The 21,867-nt window shown below is 62.9% G+C and carries 25 protein-coding genes and 1 tRNA gene; 4 read left to right on the top strand and 22 right to left on the bottom strand.

What is annotated here, in order from left to right; all coding sequences use genetic code 11:
* Positions 1-9: 9 nt before the first annotated feature.
* The 3 genes from JOD97_RS31025 to JOD97_RS31015 form a co-directional block, all read right to left on the bottom strand.
* The gene (locus JOD97_RS31025; RefSeq protein WP_209726662.1) at positions 10-738 is read right to left on the bottom strand and encodes an arginyltransferase; all 729 of its coding nucleotides are present in this window, start codon (positions 736-738) and stop codon (positions 10-12) included.
* An 85-nt stretch (positions 739-823) separates the two neighbouring features.
* Positions 824-1,552 (bottom strand): leucyl/phenylalanyl-tRNA--protein transferase, encoded by a 729-nt coding sequence (gene aat, locus JOD97_RS31020; protein WP_209726661.1) that lies wholly within the window; start codon positions 1,550-1,552, stop codon positions 824-826.
* On the bottom strand, positions 1,549-2,136 hold the full coding sequence (locus tag JOD97_RS31015; protein WP_209726660.1) for an NUDIX hydrolase: 588 nt from the start codon (positions 2,134-2,136) through the stop codon (positions 1,549-1,551). Before JOD97_RS31015 ends, aat begins: the two co-directional genes overlap by 4 nt.
* Before the next feature lie 173 nt (positions 2,137-2,309).
* On the opposite strand from JOD97_RS31015, the gene JOD97_RS31010 reads away from it, so the two are divergent.
* The 3 genes from JOD97_RS31010 (at position 2,310) to JOD97_RS31000 (ending at position 3,359) form a co-directional block, all read left to right on the top strand.
* Positions 2,310-2,386, top strand: a tRNA-Met gene (locus tag JOD97_RS31010).
* Positions 2,387-2,623: 237 nt separating this feature from the next.
* Complete coding sequence (locus JOD97_RS31005) at positions 2,624-3,031, top strand: type II toxin-antitoxin system RelE/ParE family toxin (RefSeq protein ID WP_373999980.1); 408 nt, start codon at positions 2,624-2,626, stop codon at positions 3,029-3,031.
* Entirely contained in the window at positions 3,009-3,359 is a 351-nt protein-coding gene (locus JOD97_RS31000) for a DNA-binding transcriptional regulator (RefSeq protein WP_229264851.1), read from the top strand. The genes JOD97_RS31005 and JOD97_RS31000 overlap by 23 nt, the downstream gene beginning before the upstream one ends.
* Before the next feature lie 102 nt (positions 3,360-3,461).
* On the opposite strand, the gene JOD97_RS30995 is transcribed toward JOD97_RS31000, so the two are convergent.
* The 7 genes from JOD97_RS30995 to JOD97_RS30965 all read right to left on the bottom strand — a co-directional run bounded on the left by JOD97_RS30995 (position 3,462) and on the right by JOD97_RS30965 (position 9,508).
* Positions 3,462-3,902 (bottom strand): DUF29 domain-containing protein, encoded by a 441-nt coding sequence (locus JOD97_RS30995; RefSeq protein ID WP_209726659.1) that lies wholly within the window; start codon positions 3,900-3,902, stop codon positions 3,462-3,464.
* Between the two features lie 13 nt (positions 3,903-3,915).
* Positions 3,916-4,356 (bottom strand): DUF29 domain-containing protein, encoded by a 441-nt coding sequence (locus JOD97_RS30990; protein WP_209726658.1) that lies wholly within the window; start codon positions 4,354-4,356, stop codon positions 3,916-3,918.
* Between the two features lie 69 nt (positions 4,357-4,425).
* On the bottom strand, positions 4,426-5,472 hold the full coding sequence (locus tag JOD97_RS30985) for a MerR family transcriptional regulator (protein ID WP_209726657.1): 1,047 nt from the start codon (positions 5,470-5,472) through the stop codon (positions 4,426-4,428).
* Positions 5,473-5,556: 84 nt separating this feature from the next.
* A complete protein-coding gene (gene accD, locus JOD97_RS30980; protein WP_209726656.1) occupies positions 5,557-6,459 on the bottom strand; it encodes an acetyl-CoA carboxylase, carboxyltransferase subunit beta in 903 nt (300 codons plus the stop codon).
* Between the two features lie 61 nt (positions 6,460-6,520).
* Positions 6,521-7,432: a DNA-3-methyladenine glycosylase gene (locus JOD97_RS30975; protein ID WP_209726655.1), complete on the bottom strand. Its 912-nt coding sequence runs from the start codon at positions 7,430-7,432 to the stop codon at positions 6,521-6,523.
* Positions 7,429-8,319, bottom strand: a complete 891-nt coding sequence (locus JOD97_RS30970) for a DMT family transporter (protein ID WP_209726654.1) — start codon at positions 8,317-8,319, stop codon at positions 7,429-7,431. Before JOD97_RS30970 ends, JOD97_RS30975 begins: the two co-directional genes overlap by 4 nt.
* Before the next feature lie 166 nt (positions 8,320-8,485).
* On the bottom strand, positions 8,486-9,508 hold the full coding sequence (locus tag JOD97_RS30965) for an XdhC family protein (RefSeq protein ID WP_209726653.1): 1,023 nt from the start codon (positions 9,506-9,508) through the stop codon (positions 8,486-8,488).
* 43 nt (positions 9,509-9,551) lie between these two features.
* Here JOD97_RS30965 and JOD97_RS30960 point away from each other — a divergent pair, with 43 nt between their 5' ends.
* Positions 9,552-9,689, top strand: a complete 138-nt coding sequence (locus JOD97_RS30960) for a hypothetical protein (protein WP_209726652.1) — start codon at positions 9,552-9,554, stop codon at positions 9,687-9,689.
* A 77-nt stretch (positions 9,690-9,766) separates the two neighbouring features.
* Here the strand turns inward: JOD97_RS30960 and JOD97_RS30955 are convergent, their stop codons facing one another.
* The 12 genes from JOD97_RS30955 to JOD97_RS30900 form a co-directional block, all read right to left on the bottom strand.
* Positions 9,767-10,168, bottom strand: a complete 402-nt coding sequence (locus JOD97_RS30955) for a surface-adhesin E family protein (protein ID WP_209726651.1) — start codon at positions 10,166-10,168, stop codon at positions 9,767-9,769.
* 4 nt (positions 10,169-10,172) lie between these two features.
* Positions 10,173-11,276, bottom strand: coding sequence for a M48 family metalloprotease (locus JOD97_RS30950; RefSeq protein ID WP_209726650.1), 1,104 nt, complete (start codon positions 11,274-11,276; stop codon positions 10,173-10,175).
* Positions 11,277-11,295: 19 nt separating this feature from the next.
* Positions 11,296-11,745 carry a dUTP diphosphatase gene (gene dut, locus JOD97_RS30945; RefSeq protein ID WP_209726649.1) on the bottom strand — a complete coding sequence of 150 codons (450 nt, stop codon included), beginning with the start codon at positions 11,743-11,745 and terminating at the stop codon, positions 11,296-11,298.
* Between the two features lie 13 nt (positions 11,746-11,758).
* Positions 11,759-12,982 (bottom strand): bifunctional phosphopantothenoylcysteine decarboxylase/phosphopantothenate--cysteine ligase CoaBC, encoded by a 1,224-nt coding sequence (coaBC, locus tag JOD97_RS30940; RefSeq protein WP_209726761.1) that lies wholly within the window; start codon positions 12,980-12,982, stop codon positions 11,759-11,761.
* Positions 12,983-12,998: 16 nt separating this feature from the next.
* Complete coding sequence (gene lspA, locus JOD97_RS30935) at positions 12,999-13,502, bottom strand: signal peptidase II (protein WP_209726648.1); 504 nt, start codon at positions 13,500-13,502, stop codon at positions 12,999-13,001.
* Between the two features lie 64 nt (positions 13,503-13,566).
* On the bottom strand, positions 13,567-16,437 hold the full coding sequence (gene ileS, locus JOD97_RS30930; protein WP_209726647.1) for an isoleucine--tRNA ligase: 2,871 nt from the start codon (positions 16,435-16,437) through the stop codon (positions 13,567-13,569).
* 63 nt (positions 16,438-16,500) lie between these two features.
* Positions 16,501-17,493: a bifunctional riboflavin kinase/FAD synthetase gene (locus JOD97_RS30925; protein ID WP_209726646.1), complete on the bottom strand. Its 993-nt coding sequence runs from the start codon at positions 17,491-17,493 to the stop codon at positions 16,501-16,503.
* A 263-nt stretch (positions 17,494-17,756) separates the two neighbouring features.
* Positions 17,757-18,944: a tetratricopeptide repeat protein gene (locus tag JOD97_RS30920; RefSeq protein ID WP_209726760.1), complete on the bottom strand. Its 1,188-nt coding sequence runs from the start codon at positions 18,942-18,944 to the stop codon at positions 17,757-17,759.
* Between the two features lie 107 nt (positions 18,945-19,051).
* Positions 19,052-19,480 (bottom strand): biopolymer transporter ExbD, encoded by a 429-nt coding sequence (locus tag JOD97_RS30915; protein ID WP_209726645.1) that lies wholly within the window; start codon positions 19,478-19,480, stop codon positions 19,052-19,054.
* Positions 19,481-19,539: 59 nt separating this feature from the next.
* A complete protein-coding gene (locus JOD97_RS30910) occupies positions 19,540-19,968 on the bottom strand; it encodes a biopolymer transporter ExbD (RefSeq protein WP_090322587.1) in 429 nt (142 codons plus the stop codon).
* A gap of 6 nt (positions 19,969-19,974) precedes the next feature.
* A complete protein-coding gene (locus JOD97_RS30905) occupies positions 19,975-20,898 on the bottom strand; it encodes a MotA/TolQ/ExbB proton channel family protein (RefSeq protein WP_209726644.1) in 924 nt (307 codons plus the stop codon).
* Positions 20,899-20,984: 86 nt separating this feature from the next.
* The gene (locus JOD97_RS30900) at positions 20,985-21,647 is read right to left on the bottom strand and encodes an energy transducer TonB (protein ID WP_209726643.1); all 663 of its coding nucleotides are present in this window, start codon (positions 21,645-21,647) and stop codon (positions 20,985-20,987) included.
* Between the last annotated feature and the right edge of the window lie 220 nt (positions 21,648-21,867).

The following is a 21,867-nucleotide window of genomic DNA, read 5'->3' as shown; positions in this document are numbered from 1 at the left end:
GGTATTTTATCAGGCCTCCAGCACGCTCCACACGCCCTTGATGCGCGCCTCCAGCGGTTTGAAGTTGGTTTTGTAGGACATTTTCGGGCTTTCCCTGATCCAGTAGCCCAGATAGATGTAGGGCAGGCCCAGCTCGCGCGCCTGGGCGATCTGCCACAGCACGTTGTAGGTGCCGTAGGAGGCGCTCTCGACGTCGGGATCGAAGAAGGTGTACACGGACGACAAGCCGTCCGACAGCACGTCGATGATGCTGACCATGCGCAGCGTGCCGCCGGGCTCGCGGAACTCGACCAGGCGCGTGTTGACGCGGCTTTGCAGCAGGAATTGCGCGTACTGGTCGCGGCTGTCCTGGTCCATGCCGCCGCCGGCGTGGCGCTTGCTCTGGTAGCGCAGGTACAGCTCGTAGTGCTCGTCCGAGAATTGCAAGGTGGCGACGCCGGCGCGCAGGTCGTTGTGCCGGGCCCAGGCGCGTCGCTGGCCGCGGTTGGGGCTGAACTGGTCGGCCACCACGCGCACCGGGATGCAGGCCTGGCACCCGTCGCAATATGGTCGATAAGTAAAGATGCCGCTGCGCCGGAAGCCGTTTTTGACCAGTTCGGAATACACGTCCGCGTTGATCAGGTGGGAAGGCGTGGCCACCTGCGAGCGCGCCTGGCGCGCGTCCAGATAGCTGCAGGGGTAGGGCGCCGTGGTGTAAAACTGCAGCGTCGCGAAAGGCAGATCGTTCAGGTGCGTCATGCACGTCCTATCGAGGGCGAGATTCTGTTCCGGGTCTATACCTGATGATAGCGCTTGTTTGTCGAAGGCGCTTGTCACCTTTAGCTTAACTGTCCGGCGCCAGCGGTGCAATGGGTTCCCACACGGTGATTTGCGGCAATTCAATAGTGTTGCGCAGATGCGCCAGGAATTGCGCGCGCGGAATCGGCGCCGCGCCCAGCGAGGCCAGGTGGCCGGTCTCCTGTTGGCAATCGATCATCTTGACGCCGTGCCGCCGCAGGAAGCGCACCAGGTAGGCCAGCGCGATCTTGGAGCCGTCGGTCACGCGCGCGAACATCGATTCGCCGTAGAACATGCGGCCGATCGAGACGCCGTAGGCGCCGCCGACCAGCTCGCCGTCCAGCCACACCTCGGCCGAGTGCGCGTAGCCGAGCCGGTGCAGGCCGGTGTAGCCGTCGATGATGTCTTCCGAGATCCAGGTGCCGGGGCCGTCGCGGCGCGGCGCGGCGCAGGCGCGCATGACGTCCTCGAAGGCGCTGTCGAAGCGCACCTGCCAGCGTCCGCCGGCGGCGATGTCTCGCTCGACCTTGCGCAGCGTCTTCTTCAGGCTGTCGGAGATGCGGAAGCGGTCGGTCATCAGCACCATGCGCGGATCGGTGCTCCACCACAGGATGGGCTGGCCCTCGGAAAACCACGGGAAGATGCCGCGCCGGTAGGCCATCAGCAAGCGCCGCGGCGACAGGTCGGCGCCGGCCGCCAGCAGGCCGGGCGCCTCCGACGTCAGCGCCTGCGCGACGTCGGGAAACGGCGTGTCGCTGTCGAGCCAGGGGATCACGTCGGTTCCGCGTCCGAGCGCATGGCGCGGGTGATGTCCTGGGCGTGGAAGCCGTAGTCGCCGCCGTCGCCGGCAAGCATGCGCGCGCGGTCGGCGAAGAACAGTTCCAGCGTGGTGCGGATGGTGGGGAAGGCCAGGTCGTCCCACGGGATCTGCGCCTCGCTGAACATTTGCACGTCCAGGCTTTCCTCGCCGGGCGCGAAGTCGAGGTCGAGCAACGTGGCCAGGTAGAACATGTGGACCTGGTGCACGCGCGCGACGTTCAACAGTGAAAACAATTTACCCAGTTCGATGTTGGCGCCGGCTTCTTCCCGGGTCTCGCGCATCGCCGCCTCGGCCGTGGTTTCATCGTTTTCCATGAAGCCGGCGGGCAGCGTCCAGTAGCCGTGGCGCGGTTCGATCGCGCGCTTGCACAGCAGGATTTTCAATTCGCCATCGCACTCCCACACGGGGATCGTGCCCAGCACCATTTTCGGGTTCTGATAGTGGATGGTGGAACAGCTTTCGCAGACGTAGCGGGGGCGGTTGTCGCCGGCGGGAATGAGCAGGCTGACGGGGGAGGCGCATTCGGAACAGAATTTCATAAGGGGAGGTACTCGGGGCGGGGATTTTTGTTCATATTGGTTACTTTACACCGATTGCGCCCCGCACGGCATGGGCTACAGGGACCGGCAAATGCATTTATTCGGCCTATCGCGCGCGATTTCAGGATTAACATTGCCTAAATTGCCGAAGTGCCCTATAATGATTGCACAGACGCGGGGTGGAGCAGTCTGGCAGCTCGTCGGGCTCATAACCCGAAGGTCACAGGTTCAAATCCTGTCCCCGCAACCAAATTCGAAAGCCGTTGATTCTTAGGGATCAGCGGCTTTTTCATTTTCAGGCTAGCTTGCTGATCGGTGATCTGATGCGGATCAACCCTTTCAACAATTGTCTGGGCCTTAGTCGCACAACCGTTCGAACATCCCCCAACATCATGAGGCGTCAAGCACGGCGGCAGTGAGTATGTGCTGTGCCCGGTTGACGGAACCGAGCTATTGTCGGTGATGCTATTGCACCAGGTGCTATGGGGTGGTAAATTCGATGTGCTCCAAACGAGTGTTTAAAACGAAAACATTTGACCGCTGGGCAGGCGGAGTCGTCACGGACACCGCTCTCTGTGCATCCGCCGACGAAATTGAAAGAGGAATTTGGGAGGCGGACCCGGGTGGTGGTGTATGTAAAAAAAGAGTCGCCGTCGCCGGGCAGGGGAAAAGCTCCTCAACGAGGGTTCTGGTCGCCAAGAAGAGCGCGATTGCGGTTGTCTACATCGTGGGGAAAAAGAAAAGTACTCCAGGGTCTGATTTCTCGGACGTCGAAGTGGCAGTGACGAAAGCAATTGCGAAGAGCTTTCATGGTATGACCTCGGCCCAGTTCGATCATTTGGTGGCCAAGGGTGAGCTTAAGGAGATTTGCGATGACGAAGGCTGCGGTGGCTAAGGTTCAGGAAAAAGAGAGAGTGCTCAAAGAGCTGATGGAAACAGCGATCGGGCTAAGTCAAAACGGCATGATGTCAAAAAAGGACTTGGACCTCATTACGCAGTTATGCGAAGCGCCGCCGGCGTATCCGCCTGAAAAGGTCGTCGCTCTTCGAACCAATAAAGCTAAGATGAGTCAGTCCGTATTTGCCGCCGTGCTCAATGTAAGCGTTTCTACAGTTCAAAAATGGGAATCAGAAAGCTCCAATAAACATCCCACTGGCGCCGCCGCGAAATTACTTCAGTTAGTCGAGAAGAAGGGTATCGAAGCGATTATGGCGCCGGGGTGAATCCGTGCGGGGCGCGAACTGGACAGGGATGCGTTACTCGAAACCAAATTCGAAAGCCGTTGATTCTTAGGGATCAGCGGCTTTTTCTATTGTGCTGCGGCTTTATGGCAAATAGTCGGGATCGAGCAATTGATCCTTGGTGAACGGCATCGTGGCCGGGAAGGTCGACTTGGGCAGATGTGTTTCGTCTGCCGCGCGTGCGACTGCGTGCGCGTAGCTTCGTGTGATATACGCGTCTAGTTGCGGCTTTAGACTGGGCATTTCCTCCATCAGATCAGTGATGCAGTGGCGCTGTTCCGTTATCGTGCCCAGCCAACTGCCAGAGATGTGGTCAGGCTGCAGCTGGCATTTCAACAGATGCATGATTAACTGCTCAATGCGGTGCTTGAATTCACGTCTTTCTGCGCGCGCCATGCTTTCGAGCTCCTCGACGATGTTGTCCAGGTCTAGACGGTCGAACTGTTTGGCGCGCAGTAGTTCGATTTGGGCGTTAGTCCAGATGAGAAAGTCGGTGTCGTGGTCGGTGTTGATGTGATCGTCCATGTTGTACCTTCGCTCACGGTAGGTAGTCGGGATCGAGCAATTGCTCCGTGGTGAACGGCAGCGTGGCCGGAAAGGCTGACTTGGGCAGGCGTGTCTCGTCTGCCGCTAGGGATATTGCCCGGGCGTAGTTTCGTGCGATGTAATTGTCCAGTAGTGGTTTTAGACTGGGCATTTCTTCCATGAGATCGGCAATGCTATAGCGCTGTTCTCTGATTGAACGCAGCCAACTGCCGGAAATGTGGTCAGGCTGAACCTTGCACTTCAGCAGATGCATCATTAATTGCACGATGCGGTTTTTGAACGCATGCCTCTCCTTGCTGCCCATGCTGTCGAGCTCCTCGATCAGATGTTCCAGGTCCAGTCGGTCGAATTGTTTGGTGCGCAGTAGCGCGGCCTGGCTTTCCAGCCAGACTAGAAAGTCCGTGTCGTAATCGGTTTTGATGTGATCGTCCATGGGGCACCTCCACCAGCGTAATGCGGTCGTCGCGGCTTCACTTTACGCCCGCTCAAAGGGGCGGGCAAGTCACGCCGATGGCAACGTGGCGCATGATGCGCGGATGAAGTCGAGCATGGCCGGTGTGACCCATGTGCCGGTCAGCAATCGTGGCTCCGCCGCGTGCGCGTGGCGGATCTTTTCCAGCGTCGCCGGGTCGTCGCCGATGCGGACCCTGAATAATGTCATCCACTCGCGTGCCAATGCTTGCGATGCGGGATCGGCGGGATCGGCGCCGGCTTCCAGCCGCCGGTGCACTGCCGCGATCAGCGCCATCCACTGCGCGCCGTGTTTGCCGGCACCGTCGCGCATGCGGCGCAATTCGTCGGCGTCGAGGTAGTCGGCGTACAGCGCCAGTTTGTGTTCGCCGAACGCCTCGATCACGTATTGTTTCAGCTCCGGCGTGATCCCCGTGTGCAGTTGCGCGGCCGGCTCCATTTCCATCATGACGGTGATGCGGCGCGCGAATTCGGGATTGGCGGCGGTGTCGCGTTCGAGCATCTGCATCCAGCGTTCGGACAGCTGGCGCGGTTCGGCGTCGGCCGGCGGCACGCCTTGCCGCATCAGCTCCTGTATCCGCGCGACCAGCGCCGCCCAGCCGCTGTTGCGGCGTGCGTCCTGCTGCCAGAAGGGCAGGCGGTGCAATTCGTCCTTTGTGAAGTATTTGTCATAGAGGTTCATCAGCTCCAGCGTCGAGAGCCAGTCGGCCAGTTCCGGCTGGCCGCCGCCGGCCATCTGCCGGTGCAGCTGCGAGAGCTGCTCGCGCAGCGCGCTCGCTTGCGCGATCTGCCGGTCCAGCGTGGCGATCTGCTGGGCGACGACGTCGGCGAACGGCGCGTCGGGACTGGCGAGGAAGGTGCCGATGTCGGCCAGCGACATGCCGAAGCGGCGCAGCGCCTGGATCTGGTGCAGGCGGGCGACGTCGGCGCGGTTATAAAGGCGGTAGCCGGAATCGGTGTGCGCCGATGGCGTGAGCAGGCCGATGCTGTCGTAGTGGTGCAGCGCGCGTACCGTCAGCCCGGAGCGCGCGGCCAGCTCGCCGATTTTTAACACGGCTTGATTGCGAGGTTCTTTCATGCGCGTAGGGCGGATTAGGCGGAACGCCGTAATCGGCCATTGTATGAGTCGTCGCCGGCGCTTGCAATGGCCGATTACGCTGCGCTAATCCGCCCTACGTGATTCCGCTTTGTTTTTGGCGATGGCGTCCGTCGGTAGCTTGAGCAATATGGCCAGTAATGACGCCAGTTCGGCGCGCATGTCGCGGCGGTCGACGATCATGTCGATGGCGCCGCGTTCGAGCAGGAATTCCGGACGCTGGTAACCCTCCGGCAGCGTCACGCCCAACGTGCTTTTGATGACGCGCGCGCCGGTGAAGGCGATCAGCGCCTTCGGTTCGGCGATCACGATATCGCCCAGGAAGCAGAACGAGGCCGATATCCCGCCCGAGGTGGGATCGGTCAGCACCGAGACGAAGGGCAGTTTTTTTTCCGCCAGCCTGGCCAGCATCGCGGTGGTTTTCGCCATCTGCATCAGCGACATCAGCCCCTCCTGCATGCGCGCGCCGCCGCTGGCGGTGATGCAGATGAACGGCACATGCTGGTCGATCGCGGCCCGCGCACCGCGCACAAAGCGCTCGCCGACCACCGATCCCATCGAGCCTCCCATGAAGTCGAATTCGAAGCAGGCCACCACCACCGGCACCGACAGGATGGCGCCGGAGATCACGATCATGGCGTCGGTTTCGCCGGTGGCCTCCATGGCCGCTTGCAGGCGCGCCGGATAGCTTTTGCTGCCCTTGAACTTGAGCGTGTCGACCGGCAGGACTTCCTGGCCGATCTCGTGCCGGCCGCCGGTGTCGAGCAGCGCGTCGAGGCGGGCGCGCGCGCGGATGCGCAGATGGTGCGTGCATTTGGGACAGACGTGCAAATTGGCTTCGAGGTCGGCGCGGTATAGCACCGCCTCGCACGCGGGGCACTTGATCCACAGGCCGGCCGGTATCGACTGGCGCGCTTCGGCACCGCTGCGGTTGATACGGGGCGGCAGGAGTTTTTCGATCCAGCTCATGGGCATCCTTGGTAGTGGTCGGAGGGATGCCGGAATCGTAAAGCCTGACGTTACGTCAGGATCAAGGGGAATCTTCGTCCTGCTGGTCGCCGGGCGGATGCAGGCTGGCCCACAGGTGGGCGGCGGCCATCGTGCGGTGTGGGGCGTAGCGGGCCAGGATTTGTTCGGTGCGCGGCATGTCGGGCTTGACGTCTTCTCCCAGCAGCTGCTGCAGCGCGGCGCGGATGGCGACATCCCCGTGCAGCGAGCAGTCGGCGTAGCCGTAGCCGCGCAGCAGGCCGTAGTTGACCGTCCACGGGCCGATGCCTTTGACCGCCAGCAGCGCCGCCGAGATTTGTTCGATGCTGTTGGTGGGCGAAACGTCCAGTCGCAGGTCGCCGCTGGCGACCAAATTCGCCAGCCGTAGCAAGGTCTCCGCCTTGGCGCGCGAGAATTTGCGGCTGGTCAGGTCGTCGATGCTGAGTTTCACCGCGTCGGCCGCCTCCGGGTAGCACCACAAGCCGCTGCTGTGCTGGCGGCCCGCCTGCAGGATGAACGTGCGGCGCAGCGAGATGGCGAACGACAGGTTGATTTGCTGGCCGATGATGGCCCAGGTCAGCGCTTCGAACACCGTGGCCGATTGCACGATGCGCAGTCCCGGTTGCGCCAGGGTCAGGGGACCGAACATGTCGTCCTTGGCGGCGAAGGCGCAAAACGGTTCGGGATCGATGCGCAGCCCGAGGATGCTGAGCGCCGCTTCGCGCACGCGCTGCTGCGCGGACTTGGAGAGCTTGCCGTCGGCGTCCACCTTGCAGCTGGCGCTGGTGGGCGCCAGCGCAATGTCGAGCACCACCGGCACGCCGTTGATCAGCATCCCTTTGCGCAGGCGCGTGGCGCTGACTTCCTCGGCCACGCTTTCGGTGTCGCGGCTGTGGAAGGCCAGCACGTCGTGCAGGCGGTAGTTGGCCGGCAGCTCGAGTGCGAAGGTTTTCATACGGGTTTGGTTTTGCGCAGCGTGCCGAAGTTGGGGCGGAAGCCGGTGACCAGCGCCGTGCCGACAAGGACGATGGCGGCGCCGACGAGCGTGTACCAGCCGACCGTCTCGCCCAGGAACAGCGTGCCCCACAGGATGCCGAACAAGGGGCTGAGGAAGGTCACCGTCAGCGCCGACGATGGGCCGACATCCTGGATCAGGCGGAAGTAGATCAAATAGGCGATACCGCTGCACAGCACACCGAGCGCGATCACCGCGCCCATGATGCCGACGGTAGGTTCGCCCGGCGCCGGGAAGAACGGCACCACCGGCAGCACCAGCAGCGCCGAGGCCCACATCGAGCCGTGCGCGTTGGACAGCGGTTCGACGTCCTTGACCGATTTGGCGTAATTGCTGGCGATGCCGTAGTTGAAGGAGGCGAACAGCACGGCGGCGATCGCGAGCGCGGCGCCGGGTTTGGCGCTGGCGTGGTCGAAGCCGACCAGCAGCGCGACGCCGCATGCGCCTAGTAATAGGCCGAGCATGACTTTGGCGCTGACCATCCGGCGCGTCAGGACGGCGGCGATCAGGGTGCCCCACAGCGGCGTGGTGGCGTTCAGCACGGCCAGCAGGGAGGCCGACAGCGTGCGCGCGGCGAAGGCGAACATCAGGAACGGCAGCGCGGAGTTGAACAGGCCGAGGATGAGGTAGTGCTTCCAGTGTTTGCGCAGGTTGAGCGGCTTTTTCAGCACGACGGCGATCACCGCCAGGAACAGGGAGGCGAACAGCACGCGGTATTCGATCAGCACGGCGGCGCCCAGCACCGGCGCGGCGATCCGCATGAACAGGAAGGACCCGCCCCAGATGGCGGCCAGGAAGATCAGGCGGAGGAGGTTGGCGGTGCTCATGGGGGTTCCGGTTGCGGTTTGTAATGACGTGATTGCGGCATTGTTACGTGTCGGGGTTCGGGCGCGCCAGCCGATTCTTGCTTTTGTTTTGTTTTCGCGTTTACCCCGCACTCCGCGTGGCCCCGGGGTCGTACCCCGTGGGGTACGACCCCTTTCGGTCTGTGGGTTAAACCGCGCCGCTGTCGATCGCGCACACGGTGTCGCCAGGCGCCACCGGCGAGGCGGCGTGCGGTATCAGCATCGTCGTCGGTACGCCGTTTTTGATCGCCGTCAGTTCGGCCAGAATCGATATCGCGATCTCCGACGGGGTTTTGCTGCCGATGTACAGCCCTATCGGTCCGTGCAGGCGCGCCAGCTGCTCCGGCGTCAGGTCGAATTCCAACAGCCGCTCGCGGCGCTTGCTGTTGTTCAGGCGCGAGCCGATCGCGCCGACGTAAAACGCGTCCGACTTCAACGCTTCCATCAGCGCGAGATCGTCCAGCTTGGGGTCGTGCGTCAGCGCCACCACGGCGCTGCGGTGGTCCAGCTTCATCGACAACACGATATCGTCGGGCATGTCGTGCACCAGCTGCACGCCGTCGACCTGCCAGCCGGCGCGGTATTCCTCGCGCGGGTCGCAGACGATGACGTGGTAGTCCATCGCGGTGGCGATTTGCGCCAGGAAGCGCGACAACTGGCCGGCGCCGATGATCAGCAGCCGCCAGCGCGGTCCGTGCAGCGTGACCATCGCGCGTTCGCTCACTTGCATCTGCGCGCCCGGCGCCGCCTGCGACAGTTCGACATCGCCCGTGTGCAGATCTAGCCGCCGCTGCACCAGTTCGTGCCGCTCCAGGCGTTCCAGCAGTTCGGCGACGCGGCTGCGCTCCGACAGCGGTTCGATCGACAGTTCGATGGTGCCGCCGCAGGGCAGGCCGAAACGGTGCGCCTCGTCGGCGGTGATGCCGTAGCTGACGATTTCGGGCAAGGTGCGGCTGATGCCTTCGTCGCGCACGCGCGCGATCAGGTCGTCCTCGATGCAGCCGCCGGAGACGGAGCCGATCACCGTGCCGTCTTCGCAGATGGCCAGCGTGGCGCCGACCGGACGGGGGCTCGAGCCCCAGGTCTTGATAACGGTGATAAGTTCGCAGCGGCGCCCGGAGGCGATCCACGCGGCGCTGGTCTTGAGTACTTCGAGATCGATGCTGTCCATGGATGGAATATACTACGGCTATTCAAAGCTTGCAGGAATCGCTATGACCGACCACAAGGAAGACGACGGCTCGCCCAAATTCGGCCGGCTGCTGATCGTGCTGGTACTCGCCGTGGTGTTTTGCGGTTTGCTGACTTGGCTGATGGGCACCGTTTTTCCGAATTTTCCTGATTTCCGCTAGGGGCAGGATTTTTAGCCGCTGGCGGCGCATGGCGAATTACGCTGCGCTAATCCGCCCTACGGGGACCCGCTCCGGAGCTAGCGCTTGCACACCTTCGACAGCGCCTTGGCGAACGGGCTGTCGGCGGCCACTTCCTCTGGGCTGAATTTTTCGTAGATGTAGTTTTCCACCGGTTCGCCCTTGCCCATCGCTTCGGGATAGAACACCTGCGACAGCATCACCGTGGTGCGCTCGTCGCAGGAATACAGGTGCTGTGCCTTGACCGAGCGGTAAGGCTTGCCCTCGGGCGTCGTTTGCGCCTTGGCGTACGAGTGCATCGACCACACCTTGCGCGTCTTGTCCTTCTTGATGACGTGACTTTTGTCGATGTAGAAGGCCTCGCCCCTGGCGCCGCCCACCTTGGTCCATTGCGCCGCCTGGACCCAGCCCGGCGCCACCGCCGACATCAGCAGAAGCGCGATCAATGCCGGTTTGTTCATGGCGTCACGGCACCAGCGGCTTCTTGGCCGCCTGCTTGCCCTTGATTTCGGCGACGGTCTTGTCGATCACGGCCAAGCGGTAGTTCACGGCCGGGTGGTTGGCGGTGTAGCCGTTCAGCACCGAGGCCGGATACTGGTTGGCCAGCCGCTGCCAGAAGGCGCGCGCCTGCGCGGTGCTGTAGCCGGCGCGCGCGACCATGTACAGCGACAGCGAATCGGCGGCCGCGTCGAGCTCCTGCGGCATCGGCTTGATGCCGGCGGTCCCGATCAGCATCGACACATCCGGGCGCACCGCGACCAGGTTGTCGATGATGCTGCCGACCGTGTAGGCCGAGCGGGTTTTGGCGGCGTGGCCCAGCACATTGTGGGCGATGTCCTTGGCCAGCACGTAGGCGATCGCTTCGTCGGTCTGCGCGAAGTTGACCATGCCGCGCGTGATCATCACGCGCTGGCCGTCCGAATAGGCGTTGATGTTGTCCGAATTGCCGATGTCGATCTTGAAGGCGCACGCGCGCGTGACCGGCACCTTGAGCGCCTGGTTGCTGCCGTTGCGTTCGACGATCAGGTTGAGCGCCTGGTTGTTGGCCACCAGCGGCCCCAGAACCCCGGCGGCTTCGGTCTCGGCGTGCTGGCCGGTCGGCAGGCTCTTGCCCTCGGCCGCCAGCAGCACGTCGCCCTTGCGCAGGCCGACGCGCGCGGCGCCGCTGCCCGGCAGCACGCTGGCCACCTCCAGCCGGTCGCCATAATTGAGCACGGCCTGGGCGGCGTCGACGAATTCGCCCGTGTACGAGTATTTGTTTTTGGCGGTGAAGCCGAGCAGGTTGCGGGCCTGGGTGCGGCACAGGTCCGCGTTGTTGATCAACAGCGGACCGGCGATGCGGTACAGGCGGTCCTGCAGCGCCACCATCTGGCCCAGCGCCTGGCGCGCGGCGGCCATCTTGGCGGTGACCACCGGCGCGCCTTCCTCGATGGTGCGCGCGACGACCGGACCCTGTTCGGGTGCGGCCGGCTTTGATGAAAAGGTCGAACAGGCCGACAGCGACAGCGCCGCTGCGATGGCTGGCAGGGATATAGTGGCGAATTTCTTCGAATTGTTTTGCAGGACCATCCCTAGTCTCCGTATTTTTTTAGTGTTTTCCGGTGCTTCCAAATCCGCCGGCACCGCGTTCGCTGGTGTCGAATTCTTCGACGACGTTGAAACCGACTTGCACGACCGGAACAATGATCAGCTGCGCCAGGCGCTCCATCGGGTTCAGGGTGAAGGCGCTGTTGCCACGGTTCCAAGTCGAGATCATCAACTGACCCTGATAATCGGAGTCGATCAAGCCTACCAGATTCCCCAGGACGATGCCGTTCTTGTGGCCCATGCCGCTGCGCGGCAGGATCATGGCCGCGTAGCCCGGATCGGCGACGTGGATCGCGAGGCCGGTCGGGATCAGCACCGTCTGGCCGGCTTCGATGGTGAGCGGCGCGTCGATGCAGGCGCGCAGGTCGAGACCGGCGGAGCCCGGGGTGGCGTAGGCCGGCAGCTGGTCCTTCATGCGCGGGTCGAGGATTTTGACGTCGATGTTTTTCATGCGTGTACTTGTATTATTTCGCGAACAGCGAGTGCTGCGAGATGCGTTTGGAGATTTCGGAAATGAGCTGGCGCGCCAGGGTCAGTTTGTCGGCGCGCGGCAGGATCGTGTGGCCGTTTTCGTCGAACAGGACGATGGTGTTGTCGTCCTGGCCGAAGGTGTGGTGGCCGATGTTCCCGACCAGCAGCGGGATGCCTTTTTTCTCGCGCTTGTCGGCGCCGAACTGGATCAGGTTTTCCGATTCGGCGGCGAAGCCGACGCAGTACGGATGGCCCGCCAGCGACGTGCGCGCGGCAACGGTGGCCAGGATGTCCGGGTTTTGTTCGAACTTCAGGTCGGGCACGGAGCCGTCCGGATTCTTCTTCAGTTTTTGCACGCTGGCGTTGGACACGCGCCAGTCGGCGACGGCCGCCACGGCGATGAAGATGTGCTGGTGGTCGACGTTGGCCATCACCGCGTCGTGCATCTGCAGCGCGCTTTGGACGTTGATGCGCTGGACGCCGAACGGCGCCGGCAGCGCGGTCGGGCCGGACACCAGCACCACCTCGGCGCCGGCTTCGCGCGCCGCGCGCGCCACCGCGTAACCCATCTTGCCGGACGACAGATTGGTGATGCCGCGCACCGGGTCGATCGGCTCGAACGTCGGGCCGGCGGTGATCAGGATGCGTTTGCCGGCCAGCACCTTCGGCTGGAACGACGCGATCAGTTCCTCCAGCAGCTGCGCCGGTTCCAGCATGCGGCCCATGCCCACTTCGCCGCAGGCCTGGTCGCCGGCGGCCGGGCCGAAGATGACGATGCCGTCTTCCTCCAGTTGGCGGGCGTTGCGCTGGGTGGCGGGGTTCTGCCACATTTCGACGTTCATGGCCGGCGCCACCAGCAGCGGCACGCGGCGCGGACGCGCCAGGCACATGGTCGACAGCAGGTCGTCGCAGACGCCGTGCGCCAGCTTGACCATGAAATCGGCCGAGCAGGGCGCGATCAGGATGGCGTCGGCGTCGCGGGTGACGTCGATGTGGGCCATGTTGTTGTCCACGCGCGGGTCCCACTGGCTGCTGAACACCTTGTTGCCCGACAGGGCCTGCATGGTGACGGCGGTGATGAAGTGGGTCGCGGCGTCGGTCATCACCACCTGCACCGAGGCGCCGGCCTTGGTCAGCGCGCGGCACAGCTCCGCCGCCTTGTAGCAGGCCACGCCGCCGGACAAGCCGAGGACGATTTTTTTACCAGTCAGTTCCATCATGCCGCTCTCCCGCTTATTTGTTAACGCGCCGCAGTTCGTCGAGGATGAACAGCGCCGCGCCGAGGCAGATGGCCGAGTCGGCGAGGTTGAACGCCGGGAAGTGGCCCACGCCGTCCCAGTGGAAATCAAGGAAGTCGACCACGTGGCCGTACATCAGCCGGTCGATGACGTTGCCAAGGGCGCCGCCCAGGATCAGCGACAGCGCCCACGAGAACATGCGCTGGCCGCCGTGCTTCTTGAGCAGGACGATGATGTAGACCGCCGCCGCGAGGCCGATGGCGGTGAAGAAGTAGCGCTGCCACCCGCCGCTGTGCTGCAGGAAGCTGAAGGCCGCGCCCTTGTTATAGGCTAGCACCAGGTTGAAGAACGAGGTGACGAACTTCTCCTCGCCCAGCTGGAACATCCGGGTGATGGTGATCTTCGACAGCTGGTCGAGCAGGATGATGATGAAGGCGATACCTAGCCACGGCGTCAGGCTGGACGAAGACTTGGTGGGGAAGATTTTTTTAGTGGCCATAAAATATCAGGGAGGTTCGTGGCGGCGGCGCCGCCGATTCCATCGGAAATCGGCGGCCCCAATATTAAGCGAACTTGCGTTTTTCGCCCGCACCGAACAGATTGCTGTGGCAACGGCCGCAGAGCGTCGGATGGTCCGCGTGGCTGCCCACGTCGGCGCGGTAGTGCCAGCAGCGCTCGCACTTCTCGGCCGTGGAGGCGGCCACTTCGACCGCTTCATCGGCTTCGGCCGCCACTTCGACGGCTTGCGCCAGCGATGTGATGAAGACGAATTTGAGGTCGTCCTCCAGGCTGGCCAGCAGCTGGTACTTGTCGCCGGCGGCCTTGATGGTCAGCTCCGCCTGCAGCGACGAGCCGATCGCGCCCGAGGTGCGCAGGTCTTCCAGTTGCTTGGTGACGTCGGTGCGCACCGCGCGCAGCGCCGTGTACTTGGCCAGCAGCGCCTCGGCGTCGGCCAGTTCCGGCAGCTGCCACCAGGTTTGCGTGAAGATGGTCTCGCCGCTGGCCTGGTAAGCCTGGTCGCCGGCGAAGATGGCCCATGCCTCCTCGGCGGTGAACGACAGCGCCGGCGCCATCACGCGCAGCAGGCTTTGCGTGATGTGCCACAGCGCCGTCTGCGCCGAACGGCGCGCGTGCGACGTCACGGCCGACGTGTACAGGCGGTCCTTGAGGATGTCGAGGTAGAAGCCACCCAGGTCTTCCGAGCAGAAGTTCTGCAGCTTGGAGTAGACCGGCTGGAATTCGTACTGTTCGAAGTGCGCTTCGATTTCCTTCTGCAGCGCGGCCATGTTGGCGATCGCGTAGCGGTCGATCTCGAGCAGCTCGGTCACCGGCACGGCGTCGCGCGCGTGGTCGAAGTCCGAGATGTTCGCCAGCAGGAAGCGCAGCGTGTTGCGGATGCGGCGATACGCTTCCGTCACGCGCTTGAGGATCTCGTCGGAGATCGACAATTCGCCGGTGTAGTCGGTCGAGGCGATCCACAGGCGCAGGATGTCGGCGCCGAGGGTGTCGGAGATCTTTTGCGGCGCCAGCGTGTTGCCCAGCGATTTGGACATCTTCTTGCCTTCGCCGTCGACGGTGAAGCCGTGCGTCAGCAGCGCCTTGTAGGGCGGCGCGCCGTTCAGCATCGAGGACGTCAGCAGCGACGAGTGGAACCAGCCGCGGTGCTGGTCCGAACCCTCCAGATACAGGTCGGCGGGGAAGGCCGACTGCTCCTTGTGCGAGCCGCGCAACACCGTCTGGTGGGTGGTGCCGGAATCGAACCAGACGTCCAGCGTGTCCTTGTTCTTGACGTAGAGCGCCGCCTCGTCGCCGATCAGGTCCTTCAGGTCGAGCGCCAGCCAGGCGTCGATGCCGCCTTTTTCGATCAGCTGGGCCACTTGTTCGAGCAGCTCCGGCGTGCGCGGATGCAGCGCGCCGGTTTCCTTGTGCACCACGAAGGCCATCGGCACGCCCCACTGGCGCTGGCGCGACAACGTCCAGTCCGGACGGTTGGCGATCATGCCGTGCAGGCGCGCCTGGCCCCAGTCCGGGAAGAACTTGGTCTCGGAGATGCCCTTCAACGCGGTCTCGCGCAGCGTCGCGCCGCCGTCGTTCGGCACCACGTCCATGCCGGCGAACCATTGCGACGTGGCGCGGTAGATCACCGGCTTCTTGTGGCGCCAGCAGTGCATGTAGCTGTGGTCGAACATCTTCAGTTCGAACAGGGCGCCGGCGGCCGTCAGCGCGGCGCAGATCGGCTTGGAGGCGTCCCAGATGCTCATGCCGCCGAACAGCGGCAGGGTCGAGACGTAGTTGCCGTCGCCCATGACCGGGGTCAGGATCTGGTCGTCCTTGAGGCCGTGCGCCTTGCACGAGATGAAGTCGTCGACGCCGTAGGCCGGTGCCGAGTGCACCACGCCGGTGCCGCTGTCGGCGGTCACGTAGTCGGCCAGGTACACCGGCGACAGGCGGTCGTAGAACGGGTCCGACGCGTGCAGCGGGTGGCGGAAGCTGACGCCTTCGAGCGCGGCGCCCAGGCAGGTGCCGATGGTGACGCCTTCGAGCTTGTAGCGCGCCAGGCACGATTCGACCAGGTCCTGGGCCAGGATCAGCAGCAATGGCTGGCCGTCGCGCTCGGCCTTGACCAGCGCGTAGGTGAGCTCCGGGTTGACGTTGAGCGCCTGGTTGGACGGGATGGTCCACGGCGTGGTGGTCCAGATGACGATAAACCCGTTCTCGGTCGGCAGTTGCGGCAGGCCGAAGGTGGCGGCCAGCTTGTCGAATTCGGCGAACTTGAAGCCGACGTCGATTGCCGGATCGCGCTTGTTTTCGTATTCGATCTCCGCCTCGGCCAGCGCCGAGCCGCAATCGAAGCACCAGTTGACCGGCTTCAGGCCGCGGTAGACGTAACCCTTGTCGAGCATCTTGCCGAGCGCGCGCAGTTCGTCGGCCTCGTTCGAATAGTTCATCGTCAGGTAAGGGTTGTTCCATTCACCGAGCACGCCCAGACGGATGAAGTCCTTGCGCTGGCGGTCGACCTGCTCGAGCGCGTAGGCGCGGGCCTTGGTCAGCACGTCGGCGGTCGGCAGGTTTTTGCCGTACAGTTTTTCGATCTGGATCTCGATCGGCATGCCGTGGCAATCCCAGCCCGGCACGTAGGGGGCGTCGAAGCCGGCCAGCGAGCGCGATTTGACCACCATGTCCTTGAGGATCTTGTTGACGGCGTGGCCCAGGTGGATGTCGCCGTTGGCGTACGGCGGGCCGTCGTGCAGGATGAATTTCGGACGGCCGGCGGCGGCCTTGCGCACGCGCTCGTAGATCTTCTTTTCCTGCCATTGCTGGACCCAGCCCGGTTCGCGCTTGGCCATGTCGCCGCGCATCGGGAACGGGGTTTCGGTCATGTTGACCGGGTATTTGCTTTCTGGCTTCTTCGGGGCTTTGCTTTTATCGGACATGTTTTTTCTTCAGTGATGTATTCGGGGATTCTGGATAGCCGGCGCGCGTAGCTGGTCGCGCGCTCAAATTCGGTCGGTGGCGTTGGTCGCGCTAATGAGGTCGCCCGTGGCGCCGTCGCGCTGCGCAAACCAGGCGCGGGCGATGTCGGCGTCGCGGTGGATGGCGGCCGTCAAGGTAGGCAGGTCGACGTATTTTTCCTCGTCGCGGATCTTTTGCAGGAATTCGACCCGCACCTGCTTGCCGTAGCAGCCCTGGTCGAAGTCGAACACGTGCACCTCCAGCAGCACGCGGCCGCTGTCGTCGACGGTGGGGCGCACGCCCAGGCTGGCGACGGCGGCCAGCGGCCGCTCGGCCAGGCCGTGCACCTGGACGATGAAGATGCCGGCCAGCGCGGGGCGGTGCGGCACGCGCAGGTTCAGCGTCGGAAAGCCCAGGGTGCGGCCCAGCTTCTGGCCGTGGATCACATGGCCGGAGATCGCGTAAGGATGGCCCAGCAGCGCCTCGGCGTGGCCGAAGTCGCCCTCGGCCAGCGCGGCGCGCACGGCCGACGACGAGATGCGGATGCTGCCGTTCATCACCGTCGGCAAGGTCTCGACGTGGAAACCGTATTGTTTGCCCGCCTCGAGCAGCATTTGCACGTTGCCGGCGCGGCGCGCGCCGTAGCAAAAGTCGTCGCCGACCATCAGCCATTTGACGTGCAAGCCCTCGACCAGCACTTTTTCGGTGAATTCGCGCGGCGTGAGCGCGGCGAACGGCGCCGAGAAGTGCTCGACGATGACGCGGTCGATGCCGTTGTCGGACAGCGATTGCAGCTTGTCGCGCAGGTTGGCGATGCGCGGCGGCGCCTTGGCCGGGTCGCCGGCCTTGAGGGCGAAGAACTCGCGCGGGTGTGGCTCGAAGGTCATCACCGCCGCTTCCAGGCCGAGGCCGGTGGCGGCGCCGCGCACGCGCGCCAGCAACGCCTGGTGGCCGAGGTGGACACCGTCGAAGTTGCCGATCGTGAGCGCGCACGGCGCGCGCGCCGCGGCGTTGGGGAGACCTCGAAATACCTTCATGGGAATCTGGGGGAACTGTCGCTAAATGGAGGATTATACGGTTTGTTTCGGGGATGCACACTGTTAACCCCTCACCCGGTTGGCGAAACGCGGGCTGTGCCGCTTAGGGGTCGTACCCCCGAAGGGTCGGAGAGGGGCTTCGCCCCGCCGGCCCAGTGGGCCGGCCCCCGGTCGGCCGTGCGGGTTTTGCCTAAAAAAAAAGCGCCGCCTGCCGGAGCAGACAGCGCTTCATCGAGTGCAACCTTCGCGCGAATAGACGCCGATTAAGCGGCTTTGTTCAGGCCCAGGGTCCAGTAGCGGGCCAGGTCGGCGGTGCCGTCCGTGCCCTTGACCGATTTGAGGGTCGACAGCGCGGCCGATTTCTTGCCGGCGATCGATTGGGCGATACCGTAGTGCAGCTTGATCGCTTCCGGGTTCTTGCCGGTGCCCAGCTTGACCGCCTGTTCCATCAGCGGCAGGCCCTTGTCGGCCTTGCCGGCGGAAACCAGCGCGTAGCCCATGGCGGCCAGCGCGTCGGCGTCCTTGTTCTTGACGGCTTCGGCTTCTTCGGCGGCCTGCTTGGCGTCGAACTCGGCCTGGGTCTTGGCGGCCAGGTCTTTCAGGCGCTGGTGGCGGGCGGCGTCGGAACCGGTGCCCAGCGCGCCTTTCTTGTAGCCCTCGTTGATGATCTTGATCGCCTCGGCGGGGTTGCCCGCTTGCAGCGCCAGCTGGCTCATTTCCATGTATTCGGCCGGCTTGGTCAGCAGGCCGTTGGCCAGGCGCAGGCGCAGCACGTCGAGCGACAGCGTTGGCGAGAAGCCAGGCTTGGCTTGCACGCGCTGCAGCAGGTCGGCCCAGGTCTGTGGCTTCGGATAGCTGGCGGCCATGCGCTCGAGGGTCTGCACGTAGCCGGCCTTGTCGTTCTGCTTGAGCTGGATGTTGGCCAGCATGCCCAGCTGGGCTTCGTTCAGGTTCTTGGTGGCCTGCAGTTCCTTGGCCGCCTCGGCGTACTTGCCGCTGATGTAGTAGGTCTGGATCAGCAGTTCATGCATGGCGCCGTCGTTCGGATTGTCCTTGAGCGCGCGCTGGATCCAGGTGATGGCCTTCGGGTAATCCTTGATGCGGTAGTAGATGCCGGCCAGCGCCTGGGTGAATTTCGGTTGTTCGGCGGCCGACAGCTTGCCCGAGTTGATCACGCTCTCGAAGGCGCGCGCGGCGGTGTCGTAGTCGCCGGCGGAGGCGGCGGCCGAGGCGCGGGTGCGCTCGATCAGATAGGTCTCGTTGGCGCTCTTGTTGCCGACCGAGTCGGTTTCCTTCAGTTTTGCTACTGCTTCTTTGTTCTTGCCTGCCGCAGCCAGTTTCTGTGCTTCCTGCAATGGTTTGCCGATTTCAGCGCGCACCGCCTCGGCAGCGTAAGCGACCGACGAAAAACCTGCCAAAGGAGCTGCTGCTGTAAAACCAATAGCGGCCATTACCAGGCCGAAATGAGCGAGACGAAACTTGGTCATGGGTAAGTTTTCTTTCTTCAAAATGCGAAATAGGCAGGAATGGTCCTGCCTATCGTTGAACATAGAACTGATTATTGGAACTGTTCGTTGCCGACCAGGCCAATCTTGGTCACGCCGAGACGCTGCGCCGAAGCCATGACGCCGGCCACGACCTTGTACGACACCAGCTTGTTCGGACGCAGATGCACCTCCGGCTGGTCCGCTTGCGCCGCGACATCGGTCAGCTTCGCTTCCAGGGTGCCACGGTCGGGAACGACCGCGTTATCCCACAGAATCGTGCCGTCGAAGTCGACGTCGATCGTGATCACCACTGGATCCTTGGTCGGTGGCGGCGGGGTGCCGACCGGCATGTTCAAGTTCACCGAGTGGTTGGCTTTCGGAATCGTAATGATCATCATGATAATCAGCACCAGCATCACGTCGATGAGGGGCGTCATATTCATTTCCATCATTGGTTCCGGATCCGCGCCTGCGGATGGGGAGCCGACATTCATACTCATGATGTTTCCTTTTAAGAAGGGCAGGCCTGAACCACAGGCCCGCGATGCGCTAATGGGGATTAACCCTTATCAGGCGGTTCGGTGATGAAGCCGACCTTCTGAATACCAGCGCGCTGGGTAGTGAAAATAACCTTGCCGATCGCTTCGTAGCGTGTTTCTTGGTCGCCACGAACGTGCACTTCCGGCTGCGGCAATTTCACTGCTTCCACCTTCAGATTGTCGAACAACTCATTCGCGTCGCGCATCTTCTTTTGGTTCCAGTAGATGTCGCCATCCTTGCTCACAACGATGTTGACATCTTCCGGCTTAGTCTGAATGACCTGGTTGGTTTCCTCTGGCAGCTTGATCTTGATCAGCTTCAGAACAACCGGGCTCGTGATCAGGAAGATAATCAGCAGAACCAACATGATGTCCACCAGGGGCGTCGTGTTGATTTCTGACATGACTTGATCTTCGTCTCCGCTATCGGAGCCTACGGACATCGACATGATTAATTATCCAATCTTTTTAGCACCAGCCATACGGCCGGCTTCGCTGGTGGACATGGCGCCCGAGATCAGCACCGAGTGCACGTCGGCCGAGAACGAACGGACATCTTCCATCGCCGACTTGTTACGACGCACCAGCCAGTTGTAACCCAGAACGGCTGGAACGGCGACGAACAGACCGAAGGCGGTCATGATCAGCGCTTCACCGACCGGACCTGCAACCTTGTCGATCGACGCGTTACCCGACATGCCGATGGCGATCAGCGCATTGTAAATACCCCAAACGGTACCGAACAGACCGATGAACGGTGCGGTCGAACCGACGGTTGCCAGGAACGACAGGCCATCTTGCAGACGCGACTGAACTTTGTCGACAGCGCGCTGGATCGACATCGTCACCCAGGTCGACAGGTCGATTTGTTCCAGCAGGGCGCCGTCGTGGTGCACGGTGGCCTTGGTGCCGGTTTCAGCGATGAAGCGGAATGGCGAGCCTTCTTTCAGCGCGGCCGAACCGGCGGCGATCGACGAGGCTTTCCAGAACTTGGCCGAGGTTTCCTTCGATTGCTTGAAGATCTTGGCCTGGTCGATCAGCTTGGTGATGATGATGTACCACGAACCCATCGACATGATCGACAGGATGATCAGGGTGCCGCGCGACACGAAGCCCGCGTCCCAAACCGCGGAGAAGCCGTATGGGTTTGCCACTTCTTCGTGGCCGCCGGCGGCTGCCGGGGCCGAAGCTGCTGGAGCGGCAGCGGCGTCGGCTGCCGGTGCTGGTGCTGCTGCCGCATCCGCTGGAGCGGCTGCCGGCGCCGAAGCGGCCGAGGCTGGCGCGTCAGCGAAAGCTGGGGCGCTTACCAGGGCGGTGGCTGCGGTCACGGAAAACAGCACAGCGGCCAGTACAGCGGACAAACGGGTATTCTTAAACATGCTTCCTCCAAATTGATAAAATAATCAGATCGCTGAATGTATGACAACGAAACTTACTAAGTGAGACGTCACTGCTGTCTCGGTTTTTACTCCAGCGTCCAGACGTATTGCATCTGCATCCACGCTTCCGTCGGTTTCCCGTCGGTCAGACCCGGTTTGAAACGGCATTTGCTGATGCCATTCACCGCTGCCTTGTCCAGATCCCTAAAGCCGCTGGACTTGACGACTTTGGAGTCGGCAACGCGGCCATCGGCGGCGATCAGGAACGACAACGTCACCGTTCCCGTTTCTTCGTTACGCAACGAGGACTTCGGCCATTCCGGCTTGGCGCAAGTGCTGAAGTCCGCTACCGCGGCGACGTTGACCGATTTGGCCGGTCCCGGCGCTGGCGGCGCCGGCGGGGCCGGCGGCGTCTTTTGCAGGTCGTTCGACGGTGGCTTCACGTTGGTCGCGTTGGCGATCACGTTCTGCTGCGGCGGCGGCTGCTGCACGTTCACCTCGACTGGCGGGATGAATGGCGGCGGTGGCGCTTTCATCTCAGGCGGAGGTGGCGGTGGTGGGAGTTCTTTTGGTGGAGGAGGTGCTACTTCCTCGATGATCTTTGTCTCCACAGGGGCGACCATCTTTGCCACCAGGCGGGTACCCAAGCCCGTCACGATCCCATATGCAACCAGGATGTGCAACAAAACGACAATGGTAATGCCTGTAAAGTTCTTCCCGGTGCTTTTCTCGTTGTGCGTGAAATTCATGCCTGCTTTCTCCAATACCAACTCTTTTTGTTGCTACTAAACCCCAAAATGGCGACACAAAACAACAGCCGCATCCGGGACGTCGGCGAATTATACATACGAATTCTTGATTTTACATAGAATTTTCATCCCTAAAACCGGTTAAATTTCATAGGGTTTTCCTATGTGATAGCGCTCACTTTGCACCAAAACGGTTCGCCCGGCAAGCGTGCGCGGGGCG

Origin of the sequence: Duganella sp. 1411, from assembly GCF_017833525.1 — a bacterium.
Classification (GTDB): domain Bacteria; phylum Pseudomonadota; class Gammaproteobacteria; order Burkholderiales; family Burkholderiaceae_D; genus Rugamonas.
Note: the sequence above shows the minus strand (reverse complement) of the source record. Positions and strands in the feature narration are given on the sequence as shown.